Origin of the sequence: Qipengyuania qiaonensis (assembly GCF_019711515.1) — a bacterium.
GTDB lineage: Bacteria > Pseudomonadota > Alphaproteobacteria > Sphingomonadales > Sphingomonadaceae > Qipengyuania > Qipengyuania qiaonensis.
In genome coordinates this window covers 80,055-104,163 of sequence record NZ_JAIGNO010000003.1, presented here as the reverse complement: position 1 = coordinate 104,163, position 24,109 = coordinate 80,055, and the positions used below count along the sequence as shown (strand labels likewise).

The window sequence follows — 24,109 nt, the reverse complement described above, 5'->3', positions numbered from 1 at the left end:
CTACGCCCCGCTGCGACATTCGAAAATCCTAGTTGCCTCCGCATGATTGTTCATGAGACCGTTGAACTGCATCACGTTGGCTTTTCGGATCCGCCGAGATGCATTCCTCGAGCAAGGCAAGCGTGGAGCCTGCCTCAGGTACTATCCCGAATTCCAGACGGCGCGCATGATACATCCGCTCGCCGAGCGCCGTGACGAACCGGGTGCATTCGTCGTTGCCCGAGCCCGCTGCAAGCTTGCGAACAACCGCACTTAGACGATCGGGATAATTGTCGCCTTCGCAATCTGGTCGCCGGAGAGCTCAACCGGCGTGGCAAAGAGCTCTTCCGCTGTGCACAAGAGAACGAGTTTCCCAACCTTCAGCGGCCCGACATCTGGCTCCTGAACAACGACGTGCCGGCCCCGGTACCGATCGAACTTAAGGTACTCGATGGAGGCTAGAGCGGCCCGAAGCTATGCGAGGGGCTGCGCAACCAGCTGGTGGGCGATTGTCTGCGCGAGGACGGCGCGGAATGCGGCATCATGCTGCTAATCTGGCAAGGCCGGGCGGCGGCCAAGCAGTGGTGAATCGATGGGAAACTGGTATCGCTCGATGTACTTGCCGATGCTCTGAAACGATACTGGGTCAGCATCGCCAATGATTATCCCGGCGTATCAGCGATCGAAGTGGTGGTCATCGATCTCACCCGGCGGGCGCCGAAGGCGGATGGCTAATGGCTGACGCATCTCCAACGCAGCCGAAACGGCAGCATTTGGGATGACGTAACTGCTAGCCAAATGTCCGACATTGGGGCGCATCACGGTCATCATTGAAGGAGAGAAGAGGGAGCTTTGCTCTTCCTGAGCCGGGGCATGTCCGTCCCGGCGATCAGGAGACCTCCCATGACAAAGTCCCGCCGTACTAATTCAATGTCGCCCGCTCAGCGCATCACCGCCGCCATTATCGAAAAGCTCGAGCAAGGGACAAAGCCCTGGGTCAAGCCGTGGCGCGGTGTTCCGGTTTCGCGGCCCTTGCGCTCTTGCGGGACGCCCTATCGCGGCATGAACACCTTCTGGTTGTGGATGGTAGCCGATGGCTGTGGCTATGCCTCGCCTTACTGGATGACGTACCGCCAGTGCCAGGCACTCGGCGGACAGGTCTGCAAGGGTGAGAAATCGACCATCGCGATCTTCTACAAGAGCTACACCAAGGAGGTCGAGAACGTCGAAGGCGAGGCCGACACCGAGAACCGGCGCGTGCTCAAGGCCTACGCCGTGTTCAACGCTGACCAGTGCGATGGCCTCCCCGAGTTCTATCATCCCAAGCCACTCGTTGCCGCGCTGGAGCCCGAAGGTCGCGAAGAGCGGCTTGATGCCTTTTTCGCAGAGATTGGCGCAGACCTGCGCCATCATGGCGCCCAGGCCTATTACGAGCCGCTGCGCGACCGCGTCACCATGCCGCCAGCCGAGCTATTCGAAGCTTATGACCACTATTACGCGACGCTCGCGCACGAGCTGTCGCACTGGACGGGGCATTCCTCGCGGCTCGACCGCGATCTCAAGAACCGCTTCGGCAGCGACGCCTATGCTGCCGAGGAACTGATCGCCGAGCTTTCCTCGGCCATTCTCGGGGCAGAACTGGGTCTTCCCGTTACCCATCTCGACCATCACGCCAGCTACATCGCGTCCTGGCTCAAGATCCTCAAATCGGACGAGCGCGCGATCCTCACCGCTGCGGCCAAGGCTGAGGAAGCGGCCAGCTTGCTGCTCGAACTGGGCGGATACCAATCCAACGAAAGCGAGAACGACATCGATATTGCAGATGCAGCCTGAGGAGGAGTAAGATGGGACGTTCTGTCAGCTATCCGACCGGCTCCGTGGTGGCCTTTCACCTGCTTGATGACGGTGAAGAGGACGACACCGACTGGGCTTATGAGTGCCTCGTCGAAGAGGTCATCGATACTATGAAGGCGACCTTTCCTTCCTTTCAGCGCTTCGATGGATGGCGCGGCCGCGAGGATCGCATCCTCCTGCGCAATGCCTTCGCCGATTGCGGCATATCGACCTATTGCGGGCTCGCCGCGATCTGGCTCGCCGAGCGCGATGACGCTCGCTACTGGGAAGCCGATCTCTACAACCCGCGAGTGCCGAGGGCACGGCACTGGCTTGCCCAGGTGTCGGGACGCTTCATCGACCTGTTCGGTGAGCTGCGCCTGGTCGGGCGGTTCTCGAATGGCGAAGCGATCTTCGAGCGCTCCCGATCCGCTTGTACAACCGGGGCCTGATCCTGCCTCGTCCCAGTCCGCCGGGAGAGGCCCTTGGGCCGGTCGGGGCGCGCCGCAACCTGCGACCCGTCGGCCCGTGTTGCCCGCGCCAGCCTAGGGCCGCAGGTTTCCCGCTACACGGTGCGTCACGCCCCTTGACCCGGCCCTGATCGGGCTCCGGCGGACAGGCCCGAGGCAATGGTGCCTCCTCTCCTTGTCCCCGCGATCAGGAGACACCCCATGTACGACAGCTTCATCGATCAATTGAGCGGCCTCGACCTTTCAGGCCTCAGCATCAGGCCCGCCCCATTCAACGAGACCGACTTTCCTTGCGAGGATGCGATCGAACAGACGCTTGGCGCCGTATGGTCCGACCTCTTCACGATGTTTTCCGACACGGCCCTGGAAGCAGATGCCGAGGATATTGCCTGGGGCATGGTCAATCTCTTTCACCGTGCTGCCAGCCGCAAGTCGGCTCAGCTTGACCGGGCAAGCGACGAGATCCGGGTCCTCCTCGCATCAGCCGATGGCTCCGAAGTGCATTCGAGCAATCTTGAAGAGCAGGTTGAGCGCGCGCAGGCTGCCGAAGCGAGCATGCTGGCCTTCGAGCAGATGCGTGAGGCGGCGGCAGCACTCTATCGCGACGAGACCGGTTCCTCGTGGAAGCCTGTTTCCGGCTCGCGGACCAGCCATTCGCGAAACCTTACCTCGGCCGTGATCGATGCCCGCGATTTCCTCCGGGCACGCGCTGAGAACCGGCGTAATGCCCTGATCCCGGAAGGCACTCCTGTCGTCTTCGCCGGTGGTCGCCAGAGCTTCGAAAGCGCCGAGGATGCGAAGCGTTTTGCCGACAATATCTGGGCGACGCTGGACAAGGTGCGCGATGCGGTTCCCGATCTCTTCCTGGTCCATGGCGGCGACGGCAAGGGTGCCGATCGCCTGGCCGCCAGCTGGGCCGAACGCCGCGAAGTCCAGCAGCTGACCTATTCGCTCGATCGTCGGCTTGGTGCCCGCGGCGGGTTCAAGCGCAACGAGCAGATGCTTTCGCTCAATCCACGTTACGTCGTCGCCTTTCCGGGCAATGGCGTCACCGAACGACTGGTGATCGATGCTAAGACGCGCCGGATCACCGTGGTCGATCGTCGCGGCCTCTTGGGCACCTCTCCTGGGTCCTGAGGGGCCCTTCATCATCTTCATCTGAATTCCCTGGATGTGCATTCGGCGCCGACCCGACTATGAACCGGTCATGCAACTTGACGATATGCTGCAGCGCTACTTTGCCACCACCGACCTCTCCGGGGTTCCTCCCGACACCTTTGCAGCCGGCATTGAGCATTGCCGGGTCGATCTCGGCCTTGAGAAGGACCGGGGCAAGCGCTTTGCACTGTGGTCGTTCCTGCATATGTTCGGGTCCGCCCCCGATCTCGATGTGGCGTTCGAAAGCGAGGAAGACCGGGAGGCCGCGCGCAACTTCATGGATCTGCTGGCGGCATCGGAAGGCGAAGGCGAAGCCTGATTGCAAGCGCCGGTCACGGCACCTTCAGATCTGCACCCGATACCCATCCGGCTTTCTTCGCGAACAGTCCTGAACCAGGTCAGCTGAGGACAGCAACCCGTTCCTTTCCGGCCGTGTTGTCGCGCTTCGCGCGCCTGCCCGCACCACCCGTCATGAACAGGTTTCCCTTGGAGCTTCGCTCCTGCGGTGCAGTCCTCCCATGCCCTGCTTCTTCTGGATGTTCGCAAGCCGGAGATGGTCTTCGGTTTGAGGAACTGAAGGACTACTATCATGACCAATATCGCAATCCTCACCGGCCGCATTGCCCGCGATCCCGACACCCGCGAGACCAAGAGCGGCACCAATGTCACCGGGATCACCGTCGTCACCGATCGACCCGCACGCGACAAGGACGGCAAGACCTACAAGGACGAGAACGGCTACACCGCCAAGGAAAGCGAGTTCCACCGGGTGACTTGCTTCAATGGCCTCGCCAAGACCGTCGGCCAATACTGCTCCAAGGGCCAGCTGGTTTCGGTCCAGGGCCGCATCCACTACACCCAGTGGGAAGACAAGGACGGGGTCACGCGCTACGGCACCGAGATCCTCGCCGACAAGGTCGACTTCCTCTCCCGCGGCAACGGCTCGGGTGACGAGAACGACAACACCGAAGCTCCCGAGATCGATTGACATCGATCCCGGTCGTCCCCCTTACGAAGAGGCTCTGCCGCAAGCGGCAGGGCCTCTTCTTCTGTGGTTACTGGGTTCCCGGCGCTGCATTCGAAGCACGGGTTGCACCGCGCCCCGTCAGTTTCTCGATCGCGGCATCCTCGCCGAGTTTCCCGAGTTCTTCGGCAACCTTCCTCAGGCCCTTCTTCGAGAAGTTTTCGAGGCCGCTTCCCAGGATGATTTCGCCGAGTTCTCTGGCCGCTTGCACTTCGAGTTCGCGTTGTTTGGCGTCGAGCGCCTCGCGGTCCGCTTCGAGCTTTTGCAGGGCTGCAATCGCGCTCCTGTTTCGGGGCATGTTTCTTGTCCTTTTGTCCCCCTCGGATCTGCTCCCCGGTTGTTTCCATGCCCGCGTTCCCGGGGTGTAGGAAAGGCAATTCGCACCCAGCAGATGTTTGATCTGGGCGGCGGTGGTGGGTTCTGGCTCACGGTTCTCCCAGCATGATGGCCTTGCGCCTCCCGCCTCAAGGACGGCGGGGCCCCACCATTTTGCCCGCCACCGGATTGGATCCGGCAGCGAACAAAATCGTTACCCCCGCCGCCGCTATCGCGGTCGCCCATTCGGGCGATCCCTGACCCGGGATGCACAAGACCATCGCGCGCACCTCCTGTCGTCTCACGACAGAAATCAGGAGGATTATCATGGCCTATTCAATGCATTGCGCCGTTGCGTCCCGGAGCTACTTCGAGGCTCTGGAAACAGCCGAGAAGAGAGCGCTTCACAGCTTCTTCGATCAGCACGTTATCGAGGATGACGAACTCGGGTACTTTGCCCTCGACGAGGGTGACTACAACATCTTGCCAGCACATCTCGCAGCGCGGGTGGTCCACACGGTCCACGGCGGCATGCTCGACGAGTTTTGAGACTACCGACAGGGCGGGAACCGGGAACGGTTCCTGCCCTTTTTCTTGTTCGCCGGGTAGTCCAATCAAGCACAAAAACCCGGTTCGGTCGGTTGCTCTGACGGCCGCTCACCGCACTGCGGCGGCACCCGATAAGTGGAGCGGGGCTGTGGACGCACTCTGTCCCGCGCATCTTGCGATGCGCTCCTGAGGGTGCGGCGTAATTTGTTCTTGGGCCCCGCGCGCACTTGCGAACCGGCAACGGGTCGCGCGGCGGGAAGCTTGGGCACGCGACAGGTCCCGCTTGCCTTGCTTCCCACGCGCCCTTGGCCGCTGCCTCTTTCGCAGGTGCTGTCTTCGGCTGGAGGCGTCCAACTGCTTTCTATCTGCATGCTGTGAGCTGCCAGGCTTGGTTGCTCGCGCTCCAACATGGAGATCGAGAAAAGTCGTCCTTGATCAATCCCCCTTATTGCCTGGACCACCTCGCGCATTTGGGAACAAAGGAGCACACCGTACCCCGCGATTTCGGGATTTACCTCTCTGTTATTGCTGAAGAATGTGGTTTTGGGCGAAATCAACCCGTCTGCGAGTAGAGCGGCTTTGCGCCGATCCGCTGACAACTCACATCCATCTATCACTCTGAAATATCGTCTGAATATTTCGATTGACTGCGAGTTGTTCACGATTTATTCTCATCAGCACCTTCCGCAAGGTGAGCCAGGTTCCGTCGGCCCGACAAGGAACCTGTTTCATGACCCGACAAGATCGGCTTCAGACATTCGTATCTCTCTCCGTTGGTAACTGGGTTCGCCAGTGTGCCGCGGACCATGGCGTCAGTGTCAGCGTCTTTATCCGTGACCTCATTGTCGCAGCGTGGCAGCGCGATAACGAGGCGAAGGACCGGCCCGCGGGGCTCGATCCCGCGCGCCAGGCAATCTTCATATCGGTGGCGCTCGATGCGCTTCTGGCCAGCCATTCTGACGCGAGTTTGCGCGACCGTACTCACGAGGCGTACCGGCGACGCCTCGAGCGTCTTGGCCTCCCCGTCAACGCAGACATGGGAGGCCAATCCCATGAAGCATAATCTTTTGAACTTCACCCGCGGGAGCCAGTTGCTCGGCCACTTTGGTTTCATGTTTGCAGCTGGCCTGAAGGGCCCCTTGATTGTCACCGGCCTAGTAGCGGTCGGCACCTGCTATTGGGAAGTGCGGTCGGCTCTGAGTGATCACCAGATCTACCTGGTCTGGATGCATATCTACGCCAGTCTCTATGCCTTCATGGAGTTCGATCCGGCCAAACTGGTCAACCTTGAATTGCTTGACGGCGAAAGGGTCGGCCTCCCGTTTGGCATCGTTCGCGAGTTCCCGCCGATGCGCGAGGCGGTCGAGGCGTTTCGTACGGCAGTGAAGCAGGGATTGCTGGTCTCAGCGGTACTGCTGATCCCGGCCTTCGTGTTCTTCTGGTGGTTCGCCGAGCGCTTTGGCGGTCGATCAAAGGAGCGCAAGCACGAGCGCGGCGCGATGCTGGTTTCGCTCGACGAACTCGAAGAAGAAATCGAGCGTCACAACAAGGCATTCCGGGCCGAGGAACTGGGACGCAAGTTCGGCTGGAAGTGGCGGCTTGCGAGCTCGTCGGCGCTCGCTGAAGCGGGCCACTACCAACCCGCACATCTAGCCGGTGTAAGCTGGCCGTGGCGGCTCGAACAGAGCCACGCAATGCTTATCGGGACAACCGGAACCGGCAAGACCGTGGCGCTCACCGAACTTGTTGCCGAAGCGCGTGAACGCGGCCAGCGCGCGGTAATTTTCGACCTCACAGGGGCTTTCATTGAGGCCTTCTACGATCCCGCGCGCGACATCATTCTCAATCCTGTCGATGTTCGGTGTCCACTATGGAGCGTGTTCAACGACTGCACGACGGAAGCCGAGTTTCATGCTGCCGCTGAAGCGCTCGTGCCCCATGACGGGGGTGGTTCAGAACAGTTCTGGGTGCTCGCGGCACGCATGCTGTTCGTCGAGATGTGTCTCCATCTTGCCCGTACCGGCACTGCAACCAACGAGGCTTTGGCGCGGCGGCTGATGACCGCTGACCTGTCCGAAGTGCATAAGCTGATGCGAGGAACGATGGCTGATCCGCTGACCGCCCCGGAAGCGGCCCGCATGGCGGAATCGATCCGCGCGGTGTTCAATGCGAATGCGAAAGTGCTCAAGCTCTTGCCCTCATCCGGACCGCGCTTTTCGGTCCGCGACTGGGTCAAAGGCGACTGCCAGGCGGGCTCGATCCTGTTCCTCTCTGCCCGCTATGTCGACATGAGCATCTCTTCTCAGTTGCTCACGCTATGGCTCGACACGGCGATGAATACGCTGATGACGCTCGAGCGCACACAGGACCTGCGGATGTGGTTCCTGATCGACGAGCTCGGCGCCCTTCACCGCCTACCGGCGCTTGAAAAGGGGCTGCAAACCGCGCGCAATTTTGGCGGTGCGATCGTCACCGGGGTGCATGCGTTTGCCAAGCTCAAGGAAGTCTACGGTGAGAACATGGCCATGACATTGTCCTCGCTTGCGCGCACCAAGCTCATCCTGGCGACGGCCGATCGAGAGACAGCGACCTGGTGCTCCGATTTCATCGGTCACCGGCAGGTGCGCGACATGGAAGAAGGCTATAGCTACGGGTACAACAATGCGCGCGATGCAGTCAGCCTGACGCCCAGGCGGCAGATCGAGCCGTTGCTCCTGCCCGACCAGTTCATGAACCTTCCGCGGTTGTCTGCCTACATCAAGTTTCCTGACGGATTTCCCGCTGCGCCGGTCTCGCTCATTCCGCGCACGCGTGGCCGTATTGCCGAGGGATTCATTTCCCTCGAGAAACCGCTCATAAAGCCTGGCCAGGGTCCGGCGGCAATGGCGCCCCAAGCAAAACCGGGTTCGAAACCGAATGACGAACATCCCGCCTCGAACGACGACGGTGCCGGTAAGCCTGTCGATACTAAGCAGCTCAAACTCAACCTGGAGGGGCAGCGCCGTGTCCCCGATGAACTGCAGGATCGTCAGGAGCCTGTGCCGTTTGAAAAGCTGAACGCAGGGCGCGCTGCTGCTAATCTCGGTGCCGAAACCCGGTCCGATACGCATCTGGATGCAGGTCCAACGCTACCTCTCGCCGCCGTGCAAACCGGTGAGGATGCACCAGCAATGGGCGGGGAACAGCATCCGTCCGAACCAGGAACCGCCGGCGATGACGCAGCTGGAAAGGGCGGTTCGACGCCCCAAGCTCGCGCGGTGACCAGTGGGCACCAATCTCTCACGCCGGTCGAGAAAGACCTGCGTGAAGGTGCGGTCGCAGATCCTCCGGAGAAGGATTTCGGCGAGTTCGAGCCCGACTTGTGAAAGGCAAATGGGGAGGGATTACTCGGCCGCGAGGGGAGCCGTGACGAGGACCAAACTGGATGCTTTCCGTCGCCAATGTGCGCTCCCCTTCGGCTGCTGCGAGCTATTTCGCGGCAGACAATTACTACACCGGCGCCGATGCCGATCGTTCCGGAACCTGGGTCGGGAAGGGAGCGGAACGACTTGGCCTTGAGGGCCGCGTCAGCGCCGAGCAATTCGATGCCTTGCTGCGGGGAGAGCTTCCCGGCGGTATCCAGGTCGGCAACGCGGGCCAGGCCCACAGGCCGGGAACCGATCTCACATTTTCACTCCCGAAAAGCTGGTCGCTGCTCGCGCTGGTGGGCGGAGACCAGCGGATCATCGATGCCTATCGCGAGGCCGTCATCGAGACCTTGCGCTGGGCAGAAAAGAACGCTGCGCAGACCCGGATGGGTAGTCAGGCTGGTTACGGGAAGGTCGCGACAGATAACCTGACGATCGGTCTCTTCCAGCACGACACCAACCGCAACCAGGAACCAAACCTGCATTTTCACGCGGTCGTAGCGAACGTCACGCAAGGCAGCGACGGGAAGTGGCGCGCGCTTCGCAACGACAAACTTTGGTCGTTTAACACCCTGCTCAACTCGATGACCATGGCGCGCTTTCGTCTGGCGGTCGAGAAAATGGGCTTCGAGGCCGGGCCGGTTGGAAAGCATGGCAACTTCGAAGCAGCGGGCATTGCCCGCGAGCAGGTGATGGCCTTTTCAACGCGGCGCGAAGAAGTCCTCGCAGCCAGGCGCGGGAGCGGACTTGAGGCAGGGATTGTCGCAACGCTGGAAACACGCAAAGGCAAAGAGCCTGTGCGCGATCGCGAGGGCCTTCTTTCGTCGTGGCGACAGCGAGCCGAAGAGGTCGGTCTCGATCTCGGTGGTCTGATTGACGCATCCCAGATGCGTGCAGCGGCGAAGGCCTCCGAAGGCTCGAAAGAGCAAAGCCTCCTTCAGCGCGGGATTGCGAAGCTGAGAGAGTTCGCGCAGCGAATCAAGGGCGATCCGGCTGATCCGCTGATCCCTGCCCATGTCCTCACGCAGGATGCACCGACCATCGCAGCCGCACAGGCGGTGGCCTCCGCGGTGCGTCATCTCTCGCAGCGCGAGGCAGCCTTTCCCCGTGAGGGATTGCTGAAGGCGGCGCTCGATTTTGGGCTACCGACGACGGTGGACCACGTCGAAACCCGTGTGAACGCACTCGTCAGAAGCGGTGCTCTCGAGCCCGGCAAAGGCGAACATAGAGGCTGGCTGGCGAGCCGCGAGGCGCTAGACCTTGAAAGCACCATTCTCGCGAATGTCGACCAGGGACGTGGCGCGGTGTTGCCCATCCTCGATCGATCGGACGCCGCAGAACGGGTTCAGGCAGTTGCCGCGATCAACCACGGAATTTCGCTCAACGAAGGGCAGGAGAATGCGGCGAGCCTTGTCCTTTCGTCGCATGACAGGATCGTAGCGATCCAGGGCATAGCCGGGGCGGGCAAAAGCAGCGTGATGAAGCCGGTCGCCCAGCTGCTCCGCGAGGAAGGCAAGCAGGTGCTGGGGCTCGCCGTGCAAAACACGCTCGTCCAGATGCTCGAGCGCGATACCGGCATACGTTCGATGACCATCGCCCGCTTTCTCGTCCAATGGGGCAGGCTTTTGCACGAGCCGGGAAATGCCTCCCTGCTTGGCGAGGCTCGGAGCGCGCTCGCAGACCATGTCCTGGTGCTCGATGAGGCGTCGATGGTGTCGAACGACGACAAGGCCAAGTTGGTACGGCTGGCGAACCTTGCAGAAGTCCATCGTCTGGTTCTCGTCGGCGACAAGCGACAGCTAGGCGCCGTCGATGCCGGCAAGCCCTTCGACCTCGTACAGCAGGCCGGGATCGCGCGCGCCAACATGCATGTGAATTTGCGCGGCCGCGATCCCATCCTGCGGCGAGCCCAGGCCGCCGCGCAGGAGGGACGCATCGACGATGCGCTCCAGACTCTTGCTCCCTCAACCATCGAGGTTCGCGGGGACAGTGCGATTGTTGCTGCCGAAAAGTGGCTTTCGCTCAGCCCGGCGGATCGGGATCGGACGTCGATCTACGCGTCGGGACGAGCCTTACGGTCTGCGGTCAACGAGGCTGTCCAGCGCGGACTCAAGGCCAATGGCGAGCTCGGCCCACGATCGGGCCGGCTGACCGTTCATTCGCGGGTGAATGTGACACACGAGGAGCTGCGCTATCTTCGCACTTACCAACCAGGCATGGTCCTCAACTTTCGCTCGCGCGACAGCACCCAGAAACTCTCCAAGGGCGACTACACCGTCAAAACCATCGATCATGCGCGCAAGCAGCTCGTGCTTGAGGACAGGAAAGGACGGCTTCGCAAGTTCAATCCCGCGCGTCTACGTCCAGGCGCAGACGATAGTCGGCTGTCGCTCTTCGACCGCAAATCGCTGTCCATCATCGAGGGTGACAAGATCCGTTGGACCGACAACGACCACAAGCGCGGGCTCTTCAATGCCGACCAGGCGAGGATCGTGGCCATCGACGCAAAGGGCGTCTTGGTGGAGACGTCAGCGGGCAAAGAGCTTCGCCTGAGCCGCGGTGACCCCATGCTCAAACGCTTGGACCTCGCCTACGCCCTCAATGCACATATGGCGCAGGGGCTTACATCGGATCGCGGGATCGCGGTGATGGACAGCCGCGAACGCAATCTCGCCAATCGCCAGACCTTCCTGGTCACGGTCACCCGGCTTCGCGACGGCCTTACACTGATTGCAGACAATGCCGAGAAACTCGGCCGGGCTATTAAGTCCAACAGCGGCGAGAAAGCGTCGGCCCTCGAAGTAACGCAAAGGCTCAAGACGGCAGCGGCCAAGGGCCTTTCACAAGACAAGGATGTTGGCAGCGTTTCGCCTGCAAGTGACAAGCCCGAACTCACGAAGGAAAGGGTAAAGCCTTTCGAAATCGGCATTTGATCACCGGCAGTCTGGACGATTTCAGCGTTACCAGGCACGGTGCCTGTGCGAATGAATTGTGGAGCGTTGCCGGTGAAAGGTGTTTTCGAGATCAGCGGCAATTCGCGCTACGACGACCTCATCACCGAGCGGTATCATTTCCCCTCGCAATATCTTCCTCAGGCCCGCCAGCTCGAGAACGACTGGATCCTTTATCGCGAAACCCGCGTATCGGGCGGCCGGATGGCCTACATCGCGACCGCCTTCGTTGAGCGGATCGATCCCGATGAGGCTGATCCAACCCATTACTACGCGCGCGTCAGAGACTATCTACCCTTCGATGATGCAGTCTCCTACCGCGACAAGGACGGACGCTTTGCCGAACGCTTCCTGCGCGACATGGCCCGTCCTGGCGATGCCGGAAGGACGCTGCGCGGCAAATCGGTGCGCACGCTCGATGGCGATGACTTCGTCGCCATCGTCAATCAGGGCCTGAGCGAGACACTCGATCCGGACAATCGGATCAGGCTCGAGCTCGACGAGCGGTACATCGACGATGCGACCGCCGCGCTGCTGGCCGATGATTTTGGCAAACGCCGGATCGAGCAGATCCTGGTGAACAAGAAAATCCGGGCGGCCAGTTTCCGCAATCAGGTTCTCGATGCCTATGACAGCACCTGCGCCGTAACGGGATTGCGGATCATCAATGGTGGCGGGAAAGCGGAGGCACAGGCGGCCCATATCTGGTCTGTCGCCGATGGCGGACCCGACGTCGTACCCAACGGCGTGGCACTCTCGGCTACGGCCCATTGGCTGTTCGACCGACATCTCATCACGTTCGACGATAACCTTTGCCTGCTCGTATCGCACAACAAGGTGCCGTCCGACCTGTTGAAGCTCTTCCCGCCTTCAGGACAGAAGATCAGGCTTCCGGTCGATCCGAGGGATCACCCCCGTCCGGACTTCGTTGCCAAGCATCGCGCGCGTTTTGCGGGGTTCTGATCCGGTAGGATCAGACAGCGCGTCCGAACCAGATGACACGGCCGACCACCTGAATCTCGGACCGGTCGACATCATCCCAGCTGGGATAGGCCGAATTATCGCTGCTAATCGTGATCTTGCGGCCACCTGGCTTGAGCGTCACGCGCTTGACGACCAGCGCATCGTCGGCGCGCAGGACGTAGATGCCGTCACGTAGCCGCGAACCCTGGTCCGACGCATCGACGAGCACTTCGTCGCCATCGCTGAGTGTCGGCTCCATGGAGTCGCCTAGGACATGGATGATCGAAAGGCTGGCACTCTTTGCTCTGGTGAGCCTGGCAAGCCAGCGTTCGTCGAAACCGAAGCGGGTATGGGCAGTCTCGCTTTCGGCAATCGCTCCGAAGCCTGCCGACGCATCGACATTGAGCACGGGTATTTCGATCAACCCATCACGCATGGGTGCAGGCGGTCCGCCAAGCACTTGCTCGTCGACCCCGAAGAAGCTGGCAAGCGTACGCCGGTCATCATCGTCCAGCTTTCGCGGCGAGCCGCGCTTGATGAACTGCTGAATGTAGGACGAGTTTCGTCCGATCATCCGCGAGATCGAGGAATATCCGAGCCGTCGCTGCTGGATCAGGCGATCGAGCTCCTCTCTGACATGTTCCATCGTGTCGTTCCTTCTGACGGTCTCAGGAGAGAAGGAAATCTCCTAGACTCGATGGAACCTTCCTACTAAGAACAAAACAGGAACACAAGTGATGAGTGAGTCGAGGAAGGCCATGAAATTGCTGGATCGCATTGAGCGTCATTTGAAGGAATCGCACATGTCGGCGACACGGTTCGGTCGTCGGGCGGTTGGCGATCCGCGCTTCGTACTTGACCTGCGCGCAGGTCGAAGGCCGCGTAGAAGGACTATCGAGAAGGTGGAGTATTATTTGAAATCATGCCGCAAATAGATTGTGCTGTTTGTTGTCTAGGCCGGGCAGATTTCGATGTATCCAATCAGCTCCGCAGAATAGCTGCCGTCGCCCGTCGCCATTCCCTTGTGCTTTAGCTCGCGCTGCAAAGTGGGTTCGACCACATTTATAAAGAGATCAAGCCTCTCCTCAGCTGTCAAAACGGGTGTGGTTACGGGTAGTTGTAGGTAAAGTGCCGACTGCCTTTCGACAGCCGGCAGCCGTGCACCGTCTGGTTGTACCGCAATCGCCTGAACAGTTGTCCGCCGCTCTCCATTCGCAACTGCGCATTCAACCATCCAAAACGACAGGAGAGTCTGGCTAATGTCGTAACTGCAAACGGCCAGGCCCAATTGCTCTGGCGGCAGACCTCTCCAACGGCCTAGCTCTTCTTGAACCAAAGGGTGGTCCAGACCGAGCAATTCGTAGCCTTCCTGGCTCGTCGCGACATCGCGATCAATTGTAAAGCGAAGCTTTCGTGATCCATCAGCAGCCGTCAAATCGTAGGTTTGATCATCAATGTTTGCCAGTCGCTGGTTCCGATCGGGTAGTGAAGAAGCGATGAATTGGACGATCCGCTCCATGCCGGTCGAAACGTCAGAGAATGGCTGATATTCGTCTAGGCTGAAACCATCGAGATCTTGGAAAAGGTCGAACACAACCTCCCGAGCCTCTCGCGCATTGGATAGTGCCGCCTCAAGTTCGACGGTGGTTCGCTGTAAGCTAGGGTCGGAGAGAGCCTCCTGATAGACCCGATCGTAGTTCAAGCGTTCGGACAACTGCCCCAAGATCTGAGCTCGGAGATCCTCGGCGACATTGCCCTGATCATCGACTTTGCCCAGTGTCCTTGCGATCTCTGTGAGCTTATCGTCCAGGAGCAGGAATATTCGCCCCTCGATGGTGTCGGAAAGGACCAGATTGTAGACCTGCGCTGTATGCGCTTGGCCGTAGCGATGGATGCGCCCGATCCGCTGCTCCATTTCCATTGGGTTCCAAGGCAGGTCGAAATTGAACAGGATACGGGCAAACTGGAGATTTATCCCTTCACGCCCGGCGGCGGTGCACACCAGAACACGGGGTCCGTCTTTCATACGGAAGCGTCGCTCAGCCGCTGTCTTAGCGCCGTGATCGCCACCGCGAAGCACAACGACACCTTGGCCCGGATAGGCCTGCTCGATCTCACGGGAAATCAAGTCGACGGTACCAAGGTAGGTCGCAAAGATGACGACCTTCTCACCAGGATTCTGGCGCCACAACGTTCCCAATCCATCCAGCAGTTTTTGGACCTTCGTCTCGCGTGATTGCGGGAACGTTTCGAGGAGGTCGCCGATGCGCAGCCGCTCTTCCGGCAGGTGAAGGTCTACGACAGATGAGGCGATATCCTCGACGTGTGACGCGGCAAACTCGCTGCCATATGGATCAGAAGCCATCTCTAAGGCGTCCTCGTCGAGTTTTCTTGCCAGCCGGTACTTCAGGTCAGCCATCACTCGATCAACCTCGCTGCGCCCAATCGGGTCGCGGCCGAGGTTCCACTCAAGATGGATCAGTTCGCGAGCCTCGTCGTAAAGGCGCTCGCGACCTTCGATATCAAGCTCGCGGTCCCGGAGAAGAGCTTCCTTGAGCGTCAGCATCAGCAAACGTCGCTTCAGAGTCCGACGAACGGCGGCGAAGCTCGAAGCAGCGATTTTCTGGAAGATCGCCATCAAGAAGCCCAGGGCTCGCCCCTGGCTTCCCTTGCGCTTGGCCAGGTCGAATCCGTCCTCCAGATATTCCCGCAACGTCTCGTAAAAGCGGCGCTCATCTTCCCGCATTACGAAGGATTCCGTGTGGACCCAGCGCCTGGCGAACAGCGGTTCACCGTCTGGTTTGCAGGCGTCCGCCTTGGTCCGGCGGTACATCACTGTATTCAGCCGGTGCCTATGCTCGACCATCTCCTCTGGACTGCCAAACAGGGTCGGATTGAGCAGCTGAATGAGCATCCAAAACTGGAAGTGGTTGCCCTGATGCGGCGTTGCGGACAGGAGAAGGAGGTCTCGAGTGTGACCTTTCAATGCCTCCGCCAATTTGTAATTCTCTGTCTTTCGAACCTTGCCGCCTGTTCGATAGGCCGTCAGGTGGTGGGCTTCGTCGAAGACCACTAGGTCCCAGCGGGGAGCTTCCAGAAGGCGCTTGATCCGGTTCGGCCGCTTCAATGTGTCGATGCTGGCAATCAGCAGGTCGTGCTTGGCGAATGCGTTGGTCTTGCGGTCGGTGATGTCGCCCTCAGACCCGAAAACCTCAAAGTCGAGATTGAAGATCTCGTTGAGCTCGCGATGCCAATTGTTCACCAATCCGGCCGGCACTACCATTAGTGCACGGTTGAGTTCTCCCCGACTGGCAAGCTCTCTTAGAACCAGCGCGGTCTCAATCGTTTTGCCCAACCCAACTTCATCAGCGATGAGAAACCTGCGGGGTGATGCCGTCGCAATCCGGTGGGTGAGGACCACCTGGTGCGGCAAGAGGTCGATACGAGCTGACGTCAGCGCTGACGCACTCTCCATCAACGGCAAGACGTGCGCCTCATATGAAAGCCAAGCTTTGCGCGCTCTATCCTCTGTTCCTTCAACCGACCGAAGAATGCGCTCGGTTCGGGAGAGCTCAAGGCGTACTGCAGTAACCGGCACGCGGCGCTCGCCGACACTGAAAAACGCTCGGAGGTAGCCGTCACGAGCAGGGTCAAGGACAACGCCTTGACCAAATTCTGGATGCGTAATCCGTTCGCCGGGCTGTAACTGGGGTGATGAAACCACGCGTCAGCCTCAGGTAATTCGTAGATGGAAAAGGCCTGCGGCCTTGGCGCCTTCACGCAGCAAGATTTCTTGCGGGTACTCGTTGGCCTCGCCCCACAGAATACGACCGAAGGCCAATAGACTATCGGTATGGGGTGCAGCGCAGCGCCATTCGACGGAGTCTGTAGCAGGGTGAAATTTGATGCGCCCATGGCCCGAAGGCAGCCAAAAGATCAGCGCGGCCTCACTTTCATAATGTGCTTGGAAAGAGAGAATCGCGTCTTTGACTGTTTCGCCCAACCACGCCTCGGCATCGCCAGGGGCCAGCAAATCAAGGCTACCTTCCAAACCTGCTACGACTAGGGTGTTGTTCTGGTTGCTTGGCAGGTCTTCCGGCCAGATCCTTGCCGACTGTAGGAACTGCCGCAGGCTCCAGACCTCGTTGGCCATACAGACCTGATTGCGGGCTTCTTCATCCCAGATCCAGCTGGTGCCGCGCCGCTGCCAGACGGTGTCGAGTGTACGCTTCATAGATCATACTCCTCGAACAAAGAGCCCTGCTGGGGCTTGGTCGCCTGGGACGCGGCCCAGGAATTATAGATCGTCAACGCTCGTGATGCCGCATTACGGTTGGCTTGGTCCGGACCGTTCCGTTGCAGCCATTCCAACAGAGGTTTCAGCGCCACGTGGGGTTTGAAGTTTTCGTTTTTCAATGTGTCAGACGCGTTGATGCCGCTGCCATCGAAGCAGGAACCGATCAGTACCAGGGCTTGATCCAAGTCAGATGTTAGGCGACGCTTGTGTTTACCAGACCAGTCACGGGCAAAGTCGATTGGGTTGACGCGTGTGAAAACCTTGCTCTTTTCCGAGCACCAACCACGCTGTTCGAATTCGTCAGGGGTCGTGATTGAGCCCTTGAGGAACTTCTGGAGCTGATCTCGTTTCATCTCGGTAGCGGTGCCGAACGTGCGTAGGAACTGGCGCGTGATCGGCTCCGCGTTGACCGGGGGCGGCTCTTTGCCCTTGTCGGCATCCTCATCAATGAGCTGGTTGATCCCGACCAGCGCATCCTTGACGGAGATCGGCCTCCCTTCATCGACATAGACCTTGCCATAGTGACGGGAGAAATACTCGAGCGCTTTTCCGCGTCGGATCACTTGGATGTCGGCGGCTGGCAGTCCCTCCTTGGCATGATTTTCCAGCATTGCCTGCAGTTGGCGCACGTCGGCCATCACTTCACGCCGCATGCGGCCCCAGCTCACAGGGGTCGGTTCCTCGGTGCGTTTGCGGCAGACGTGAATGATGTCGTACTCAATAGTCTTCGAGCCGAACTCTCCATCACCCTTGGTCTCGTCCGAGCGGATCGGATAGGTCGCCTCTAGATAATAGCCGGCATCAAACAGAGATTCGAGCACGGCCACCCAGGGCTCGTCTTCGCTGTGATGGAAAGTGAAAGCGAGAATGCCCCCAGGCTTTAGGATGCGATGTGCTTCGCGCCAACATTGGGTAAGCAGCCGCTTGTAGAAACCATCAGGATCCTCAGGCTCACGCGCGCGATTTGCCACCGCCTCAAGAGACTTGGGAGTGTATTCCGATGTGAAATAATCAGGATATTGGCCTTTGAGAGCTAGTCGAAGCCAAACATAGAAAAAATCCGATAACTCAGAATAATGCAAAAGTCCGCCAAACGGGGGATCCGTGATGACTAGGTCATAGGACGAGGACGCGATATCAGATAAATCAGTCGACGATCCACAGGATACCGAGATGTTGTTCGGCAGGGCGTCGCCTATTTTTATCTTCTCACTCTTTCCTGAGAGAGAATCCTTAAGGTCTGGACGCAGCCGTTCAATATTACCGTTGCTTACTAACTCCCAAGGCTCGCGTGACCATCGCATCGCATCGGGTAAGCCACGGATAGCTGACTTCCAATTCCCGTCGCCAACAGAGCTTAGAGGGCTTGGCTCCAAGCTTGTAGATTTAGGGTGGAAATTGGAATTGCTGAGTGCGGCTGAAATTTGGTTGTTACGTAAATGCCAGATACTAAGATTGGTATTGCAGCGAACAAACTGCTGAAATGCACCTAGAACAAATTCCCGAGTGCCACGGTCATGTTTCTCGCCCCCAACCTCGCAAATGGCCTTCAAGAATAAGGAATTTACCAGTAATTGCCTGGGATTGAACAAGGTCCACCAGTGGGTCAGCCCGTGGCCCTCTCGAATGTCGCCATTAGCAACCCCTGTCATGAAACCATAAGGGATGGCAGACCGTGGCCAGTAATCAGCCAAATCCGTGGCTTTGCGTTTTTCCCACTCCTGCAACGCAGCGTTGAATTGCTTTGCTTGTAGACTAGCAAAAGGAGCAAAAAACCGGCCGCCGTTTGCTGCACCAAGCTTATCTCCTTCAGGAGAATATCCTTGGAACGCGTAGGCTGCTACCGGACCAGACTTTCCGCTTGCTTTCACAGTCGCGAGTACATCCTGAACAGTACCGCAGGATCCGCATGCATAGTTGGACCTTTTGGGAACGGTACCGGCGTCCGTCCGATACGTGAGACCGGTCTCGGGGCAAGTGACTTCAAGAGGCAATTTCCCCCTGACTTCCAAAAGCCGAATTCGGGAAGCGCGCTCCATATTCCATCGAATTGTTGCTTCGCAGCTGTCTTGAGCTGAGCCACCTAAAAGATGCCCATTACCGTCTTGACGCGGACTGCCATTCAACCAGCTCGGATGAACAAGAATAGTGAGCTCAACCTTCTTTTTCTTGCTTTTTGGAAGCTTCAAAAGCTCGACGTGTCCACAATGCGGACAAATTGCGCCGCGTTTGCGATCAAGTGTGGTCGAAGGAAACTCCGATGGAGAGCGGTAAAGGGGAGCGTCCGGTGCAAGCCTTGGATTGTCTTCCTCAATTTGGAAATCATCACCGCATTTATTGCAGGTATGGTCCCAGTATTTAGTCGATAGTGTTTTAGCGGCGATTACTGGGCTGCTCATAATCGGTGTGCGGTGACCGCAGCCAGTTACCTGACAGGGCCCGTGTTTTGCCCAAAATGTGAATACGCTTTCAGGCCCTTCGTAGCGGAATTGGTGCCGTAGCTCGTGCGGGATGCTCAGCGGGTCGAAACTGTCCGGCATGACGCGTTGTTCGGGAAGGAAAGTCCAAACACCTTTCTCACCACCCGGGCCATCACAATAAAAATAAGGGTTTATTTGGGGCCTGACATAAGCGTCTATGTCGGAAATAAGGGACTCAACTTTGGAGAGGTCAGCATTAGATAGTTCTTGCTTAACGACAAACCAAGCGACCGGATTGAGGTCCGTGCCTGTCACCTGCATCCCGAGCCTAGCTGCCTCAACAACCGTTGTTCCGCCTCCCATGAAGATATCGGCCACTTTTAAGTTATTGAATGAACCACGTTTTTGGTGGTTTGCATAATAACTGTCCCATACAGCCCTTGAAGCATGCGCACCATCTTCGGGCGCTCGCGTTGCAGCAGCAAGCAACATTGAACGGAAAACGCTTGACTGACGTCGCGCCCACCACTTCGACATCTGATAGATAGGCTTCTTGGACGCGCCGGAAGCTGCTTCTAAGCTTGCAATTTCGTTGACCGGTACGAGAGGAAAATCGATCTCCAAGCACGTTTTAGGGCGATTGGGATCATTGAAATCTACGGTTTCAAGCGCGACAGCCCTGCCCGCCCCCACTGCCTTCGCGACTTCCTGCGCCAACAATTCTTTTTTCGATGTCATGGGGCGCAATCCTTACTTTGTAATCTCGACGAAGGGAGAAAGCACCTCAAGCAGCGAGAGGCCGCCATGCGTCAGAGTCGGGTAGCCGCCCTGGCTCTTCCACTTCCAGCGGCCCACTGCCAGGCGATGTTCGCCGTGTGGACTGTTGATCTGGAGAGCGACTGGCGGGACAAATGGTCCCGTTTCGCCGCTTCCTTTTGAACTCCGCCTGCTGGCAAACGTCGACTTCAAAAATTGACCGACTTCGCCGTCCGCATCCGGGAAGTAGCCGGTCGCCGCATAACCATGGTCAGACGTTATGACCAACCGACGACCTGTGGCCAGACGTTCAACGAATGCCCAGAAATCGTCGCTGTTGAGTTGATCAGTGGCGTCACGGATCAAGGTATCAAGCCCCTGGCCGGCGACAGCACCATCGTGGACCTTACTGTCGGGCCAATGGTGCCAGAAAACCCAGTTCTTCGAACCGTTGATCAGGCCTTCACAGTCTTTCCAGGGCATATCAACGCACTCGGTGACGGCCGGTTGCAGCTTATGCGCCATGCCACCACCGTTGTTTTGCAGCTGGCTCCGGCTGCCGAAGCCAAGGGCCTTCGCGAATTCATTGGTTTCGCCGGGCAGCTCGGAGGCATTTGCGGAAACCTCGTGCAGCGTGAAACCTCGCTCCTTGGCGCCTTGTAGCAACCAGGGCAACTCACGCAGCGAAAGGCCGTCCAAGATGAGCACAGCTTTGGCGCTGTACGGCTCCAGCCACCAGCGGGCGAGACGATCCGAATTGCGTTCAACGGTGGAGCTGAAGCTTTGCCAGAGATCCCAAGCGCTGGATGACAGGAAGTGATCGAGCACCCCGATCTCCCGGTCGCGCTTGATCACCTCACTTGGTGCGTTGCCAGCCGCCAATGGCTTTGAGGCGATCTCGACAGTCCTATCGATGATGACACGCCACGCATCTTTTTCGGAGCCTTTGGCCAAGCTCTCGAGAACCGCTGCATCTAGCGCCATCAATCGTCCTCCTTCTCGAGGCTGATCTCAAAAGTCATTCCATCCGGCAGCTTCTTCAGAAGCTCCTTGAGCTGGGCGCCGTTGGCCGCCGACACTTTTATCGCGACTTCGGCAACCTTTGTGGCCGGGCCGATACCCCAGCCTTCAAGCTTGCCGATCAGATTGAGTGGTGAGGTGGCGGGGTTGTTGAGAGGAATTCGAGGTTTACCCCCGGGGGCTACCGGGGTGCCGCCGAAGATACCTCCAGGAGTTGGCTGTGCCTCGCCGCCGGCACCGGTGCTGCCACCGAATGGATTGGGCTGCGGTGTCGTGGCCCCATCGAACAGACCGCCAGCATCACCGCCACCTGCTGGGGGCGGTGTTATGGGCGTACTGCCACCCGTTGTTGGCACTGCCGATGGCGCCATGAGGAACACCTCATCGAGCTGCCGACCAGTGTACGAAAGCTTGGGACGAAGGCGCTTCCACGCTGTGTCCTCATCCTCGCCCGGCTGTGTCTGCAAATATTCCATGCCGCGCAGATTGATGGCGATCTTACCCTTTGCGCACAGACGAAGGATGCGCTCCTTCATGGCCGTCTCACCGAGCCAAGGTATGCAATCCTGACCCGCAGGACGGGGTTCCTGCAATTCACGAAGCAGTTTGCCAACGGCCGAATTATCCGCTGCGGCCTCCAGGACCAAATCTTCGAAATCTTCGGGCACGAATAGATCATTGACTAAGGCTTCTTCAATGCCTTCGGGAATCTGGGCTCCTTGCTTCTTCAAACTCTCAACGCTGAACTCGCATTGGCTCGGGTCCGCAAAATTCCAACGATACAAAACAGCGAAGCGATCAAAGCGCTTCTTGAGCATGTCCCGAAGCGCGCTTTGGTATTCGGTATGGAGCTTTTTATATTCCGGGCTCTGACCGCTCCATTCCTGCGCCTTCATTTCGGCGCGTGCCAGGATCAAGAGGTCCCGATCCTGGTAAGCATTCAGTGAACCAGAACGTGGAAGTAGAAAGCGAATCGTGTTTCGTCGCTTCTGCAAATGATCCTTGAGCCAACGGCCAAGGGCGGGAGCGATATTCTCTGGTTCTTCGGGAAGCACCAGTATCGGCAGGCGGTCATCCCAGCGATCCGGTTGTTCTGATTCATCGAGAGCGGACCATGGATCAGTGTGCCAAGATTTCGGCAACGCGATAACGCGGAAAAGCTTTGCAACCTCATCGGTGCCGCCGATCACATAGCGCACTTGTTTGGATAGCTGGGCTTGATCGGACGCGTCGGTGAACAGTTTGTCATTCCGAGCGCAGGCCATCAATTTTGCACGAGGGTTTTCTTCCTCGCGAAAAACAAGCCGAGGCCCATCTTGGTGGATGTTAAAGCTGTTCTCGACGATCGTAGATAGCTCCACCTGAAACGCATTGTCATCGACGGCATTGTCGCGCGTGATATCGACCTGCAGTGTTGCAGGCTCCGCGCCGGCCAAATTGCCGACCGCGATGGATCGGAGCCACAAAGCGCCCACAATCTCTTGAAGATGCGGAGCGAGAGTGGCGTGGTTCGACACCGCTTCAGTTACTGAAATGATGTTCTGCTGGGCCTTTGCCCGTAGCGTGCGGTGATGCTCATTGGATACCGAATCCAACAGAGCGCCGATGCCTGAAGCATCGTCGTCGAGGCGAAAATCCGCGGCCGTGAGAACTGGCGAGGCTTCTCCGCGGCTCTTATACAAATTCGCCAGAATGCGGATCATGTCGCGCGTTTCCTGCGCGTCGGTAGCAATCAGAACTTGCTCTTCAAGCAGTCGCAGGAGGTGCGGTGCATAGGGCCATGACTCGGTGAATTCGGTGCGCTTGCGGTCTTGTTCCGACGGCGGAATGTTCAGCAGCCGAAAATACTCTGCTACATGCTGCGCGACCAGTGCTCCAATCGTCCCATTTGCAATCTGCAAACGGTTGTCGAAAAGGCGATGCAGCAGCATTCGGCGGCGGTCTTGCTGGATCCGCTCGGCATTACCGCCGGCCTTAAAGTCAATTGCCACCGGGTTGACGCGATGCACCTGCTGGTATGCATCGCTACCGCCGTTGCGGACGGAGATCACGAGAACCAGGAGGTCAGGCCGATCCTTGGCAATCTCAGACAGAATCTGAATAAAATTGAATGCCCAATTCTTCCATGGGTATTGCTTGGTATTAGTGAGGCCGTCGTACCAAGTCTGAAATTCGTCTAGAAGCAGCATTGTCGGCGCAGCTTCGAGCATCTCCAAGATCAGCTTGTCAGAAGGGATGTCGGTCTGCGCCGCACCCATGCCTTCCCACCTGCCCTTTATATAGGTCCCGTGAGGATGACGATCAAACAGCAGGTCCCACAAAAACTTGTATCGCTGGCGGTGAAGGCTTTCGCCAATTACCTGCATCCCGTCGCGCAGCGCGATATTGGCAATCTTTGGGTCGCCTAGCGTGGTTGCCCAAGAGTTTAGCCAGGCGCCAGTCGACGCGGCATCATTCACGGCGTGAAAAAGTGCGGCCATCAAGTGAGACTTACCAAGCCCGCGCTCACCGATAACGACTACCGGGCGCCCCTGGCCCGGGCCAACAGCCTCAATCCCTTTGAGCAAATCATGCGTGGGATAAGTGATGTTGAGAAATTCCTGCGCAGCTATCTGCGTTGCACCGGTATGGGAATCGTTCGAAAGCTCGATTGCCGTACCTTTGAGTCGCTTGCTCCGGAATTCTTCTCTGAGAGTTAAACCCAACATGATCAGTCTTTCTTCTTTTCGGGCTGGTCTCTTCGTTCTGCCTGCTCATTCATCCAACGAATGAGGTCAGAACGTTGGAAACGCCATGATCCACCGACTTTGAACGATGGTATCTTCCCTTCTGTCGCCAAGCGATAAATTGTCCGTTCAGTAACCTTGAGGAACTCGGCAACGTCTCGAACTGTAAGGATTTCTTCGGGCATCTATTGAACCCCGTACGTTCACCTTACGGAAAATATTCAAGATTTTTCCATCTTGC

Annotated in this window: 18 protein-coding genes; 10 read left to right on the top strand and 8 right to left on the bottom strand. The window is 58.5% G+C overall.

From position 1 onward, the window contains the following. Positions 1-882 precede the first annotated feature (882 nt). From K3174_RS06135 to K3174_RS06115, 5 genes are all read left to right on the top strand, one after another. Positions 883-1,812, top strand: a complete 930-nt coding sequence (locus K3174_RS06135; RefSeq protein ID WP_221556845.1) for an ArdC family protein — start codon at positions 883-885, stop codon at positions 1,810-1,812. 11 nt (positions 1,813-1,823) lie between these two features. Further along, on the top strand, positions 1,824-2,264 hold the full coding sequence (locus K3174_RS06130) for a hypothetical protein (protein ID WP_221556843.1): 441 nt from the start codon (positions 1,824-1,826) through the stop codon (positions 2,262-2,264). A gap of 219 nt (positions 2,265-2,483) precedes the next feature. Beyond that, positions 2,484-3,419 (top strand): DUF2493 domain-containing protein, encoded by a 936-nt coding sequence (locus K3174_RS06125; protein WP_221556841.1) that lies wholly within the window; start codon positions 2,484-2,486, stop codon positions 3,417-3,419. Between the two features lie 70 nt (positions 3,420-3,489). Next, entirely contained in the window at positions 3,490-3,759 is a 270-nt protein-coding gene (locus tag K3174_RS06120; protein WP_221556831.1) for a hypothetical protein, read from the top strand. Positions 3,760-4,029: 270 nt separating this feature from the next. Further along, a complete protein-coding gene (locus K3174_RS06115) occupies positions 4,030-4,428 on the top strand; it encodes a single-stranded DNA-binding protein (RefSeq protein WP_221556828.1) in 399 nt (132 codons plus the stop codon). Between the two features lie 67 nt (positions 4,429-4,495). Here the strand turns inward: K3174_RS06115 and K3174_RS06110 are convergent, their stop codons facing one another. Continuing rightward, on the bottom strand, positions 4,496-4,762 hold the full coding sequence (locus K3174_RS06110) for a DUF6437 family protein (RefSeq protein WP_221556826.1): 267 nt from the start codon (positions 4,760-4,762) through the stop codon (positions 4,496-4,498). A 344-nt stretch (positions 4,763-5,106) separates the two neighbouring features. On the opposite strand from K3174_RS06110, the gene K3174_RS06105 reads away from it, so the two are divergent. The 5 genes from K3174_RS06105 to K3174_RS06085 all read left to right on the top strand — a co-directional run bounded on the left by K3174_RS06105 (position 5,107) and on the right by K3174_RS06085 (position 12,649). After that, the gene (locus K3174_RS06105; RefSeq protein WP_034921513.1) at positions 5,107-5,328 is read left to right on the top strand and encodes a hypothetical protein; all 222 of its coding nucleotides are present in this window, start codon (positions 5,107-5,109) and stop codon (positions 5,326-5,328) included. A 730-nt stretch (positions 5,329-6,058) separates the two neighbouring features. After that, positions 6,059-6,391, top strand: coding sequence for a hypothetical protein (locus tag K3174_RS06100; protein ID WP_221556824.1), 333 nt, complete (start codon positions 6,059-6,061; stop codon positions 6,389-6,391). Next, positions 6,381-8,693 (top strand): type IV secretion system DNA-binding domain-containing protein, encoded by a 2,313-nt coding sequence (locus K3174_RS06095; RefSeq protein WP_221556822.1) that lies wholly within the window; start codon positions 6,381-6,383, stop codon positions 8,691-8,693. Before K3174_RS06100 ends, K3174_RS06095 begins: the two co-directional genes overlap by 11 nt. 59 nt (positions 8,694-8,752) lie before the next feature. Further along, the gene (gene mobF, locus K3174_RS06090; RefSeq protein ID WP_221556821.1) at positions 8,753-11,668 is read left to right on the top strand and encodes a MobF family relaxase; all 2,916 of its coding nucleotides are present in this window, start codon (positions 8,753-8,755) and stop codon (positions 11,666-11,668) included. Positions 11,669-11,740: 72 nt separating this feature from the next. Continuing rightward, positions 11,741-12,649, top strand: a complete 909-nt coding sequence (locus K3174_RS06085) for an HNH endonuclease (protein WP_221556819.1) — start codon at positions 11,741-11,743, stop codon at positions 12,647-12,649. 10 nt (positions 12,650-12,659) lie between these two features. On the opposite strand, the gene K3174_RS06080 is transcribed toward K3174_RS06085, so the two are convergent. The 7 genes from K3174_RS06080 to K3174_RS06050 all read right to left on the bottom strand — a co-directional run bounded on the left by K3174_RS06080 (position 12,660) and on the right by K3174_RS06050 (position 24,053). Further along, positions 12,660-13,295 (bottom strand): S24 family peptidase, encoded by a 636-nt coding sequence (locus K3174_RS06080; protein ID WP_006832465.1) that lies wholly within the window; start codon positions 13,293-13,295, stop codon positions 12,660-12,662. A gap of 306 nt (positions 13,296-13,601) precedes the next feature. Further along, a complete protein-coding gene (locus tag K3174_RS06075) occupies positions 13,602-16,373 on the bottom strand; it encodes a DEAD/DEAH box helicase (RefSeq protein ID WP_345719597.1) in 2,772 nt (923 codons plus the stop codon). A gap of 9 nt (positions 16,374-16,382) precedes the next feature. Beyond that, entirely contained in the window at positions 16,383-16,883 is a 501-nt protein-coding gene (locus tag K3174_RS06070) for a hypothetical protein (RefSeq protein WP_221556817.1), read from the bottom strand. Further along, positions 16,880-20,104 carry a hypothetical protein gene (locus K3174_RS16810; protein WP_247711954.1) on the bottom strand — a complete coding sequence of 1,075 codons (3,225 nt, stop codon included), beginning with the start codon at positions 20,102-20,104 and terminating at the stop codon, positions 16,880-16,882. The genes K3174_RS06070 and K3174_RS16810 overlap by 4 nt, the downstream gene beginning before the upstream one ends. A gap of 12 nt (positions 20,105-20,116) precedes the next feature. Then, positions 20,117-21,106: a hypothetical protein gene (locus K3174_RS06060; RefSeq protein ID WP_221556815.1), complete on the bottom strand. Its 990-nt coding sequence runs from the start codon at positions 21,104-21,106 to the stop codon at positions 20,117-20,119. Next, complete coding sequence (locus tag K3174_RS06055) at positions 21,106-23,850, bottom strand: DUF499 family protein (RefSeq protein WP_247711953.1); 2,745 nt, start codon at positions 23,848-23,850, stop codon at positions 21,106-21,108. The genes K3174_RS06060 and K3174_RS06055 overlap by 1 nt, the downstream gene beginning before the upstream one ends. 2 nt (positions 23,851-23,852) lie before the next feature. Further along, on the bottom strand, positions 23,853-24,053 hold the full coding sequence (locus K3174_RS06050) for a helix-turn-helix domain-containing protein (protein WP_221556812.1): 201 nt from the start codon (positions 24,051-24,053) through the stop codon (positions 23,853-23,855). Positions 24,054-24,109 lie beyond the last annotated feature (56 nt).

Coding starts and splice junctions, on each gene's coding strand:
- K3174_RS06135 (WP_221556845.1), top strand. CDS start 883: ATGACAAAGTCCCGCCGTACTAATTCAATGTCGCCCGCTCAGCGCATC.
- K3174_RS06130 (WP_221556843.1), top strand. CDS start 1,824: ATGGGACGTTCTGTCAGCTATCCGACCGGCTCCGTGGTGGCCTTTCAC.
- K3174_RS06125 (WP_221556841.1), top strand. CDS start 2,484: ATGTACGACAGCTTCATCGATCAATTGAGCGGCCTCGACCTTTCAGGC.
- K3174_RS06120 (WP_221556831.1), top strand. CDS start 3,490: ATGCAACTTGACGATATGCTGCAGCGCTACTTTGCCACCACCGACCTC.
- K3174_RS06115 (WP_221556828.1), top strand. CDS start 4,030: ATGACCAATATCGCAATCCTCACCGGCCGCATTGCCCGCGATCCCGAC.
- K3174_RS06110 (WP_221556826.1), bottom strand. CDS start 4,762: ATGCCCCGAAACAGGAGCGCGATTGCAGCCCTGCAAAAGCTCGAAGCG.
- K3174_RS06105 (WP_034921513.1), top strand. CDS start 5,107: ATGGCCTATTCAATGCATTGCGCCGTTGCGTCCCGGAGCTACTTCGAG.
- K3174_RS06100 (WP_221556824.1), top strand. CDS start 6,059: ATGACCCGACAAGATCGGCTTCAGACATTCGTATCTCTCTCCGTTGGT.
- K3174_RS06095 (WP_221556822.1), top strand. CDS start 6,381: ATGAAGCATAATCTTTTGAACTTCACCCGCGGGAGCCAGTTGCTCGGC.
- mobF (WP_221556821.1), top strand. CDS start 8,753: ATGCTTTCCGTCGCCAATGTGCGCTCCCCTTCGGCTGCTGCGAGCTAT.
- K3174_RS06080 (WP_006832465.1), bottom strand. CDS start 13,295: ATGGAACATGTCAGAGAGGAGCTCGATCGCCTGATCCAGCAGCGACGG.
- K3174_RS06070 (WP_221556817.1), bottom strand. CDS start 16,883: ATGAAGCGTACACTCGACACCGTCTGGCAGCGGCGCGGCACCAGCTGG.
- K3174_RS16810 (WP_247711954.1), bottom strand. CDS start 20,104: ATGACATCGAAAAAAGAATTGTTGGCGCAGGAAGTCGCGAAGGCAGTG.
- K3174_RS06060 (WP_221556815.1), bottom strand. CDS start 21,106: ATGGCGCTAGATGCAGCGGTTCTCGAGAGCTTGGCCAAAGGCTCCGAA.
- K3174_RS06055 (WP_247711953.1), bottom strand. CDS start 23,850: ATGTTGGGTTTAACTCTCAGAGAAGAATTCCGGAGCAAGCGACTCAAA.
- K3174_RS06050 (WP_221556812.1), bottom strand. CDS start 24,053: ATGCCCGAAGAAATCCTTACAGTTCGAGACGTTGCCGAGTTCCTCAAG.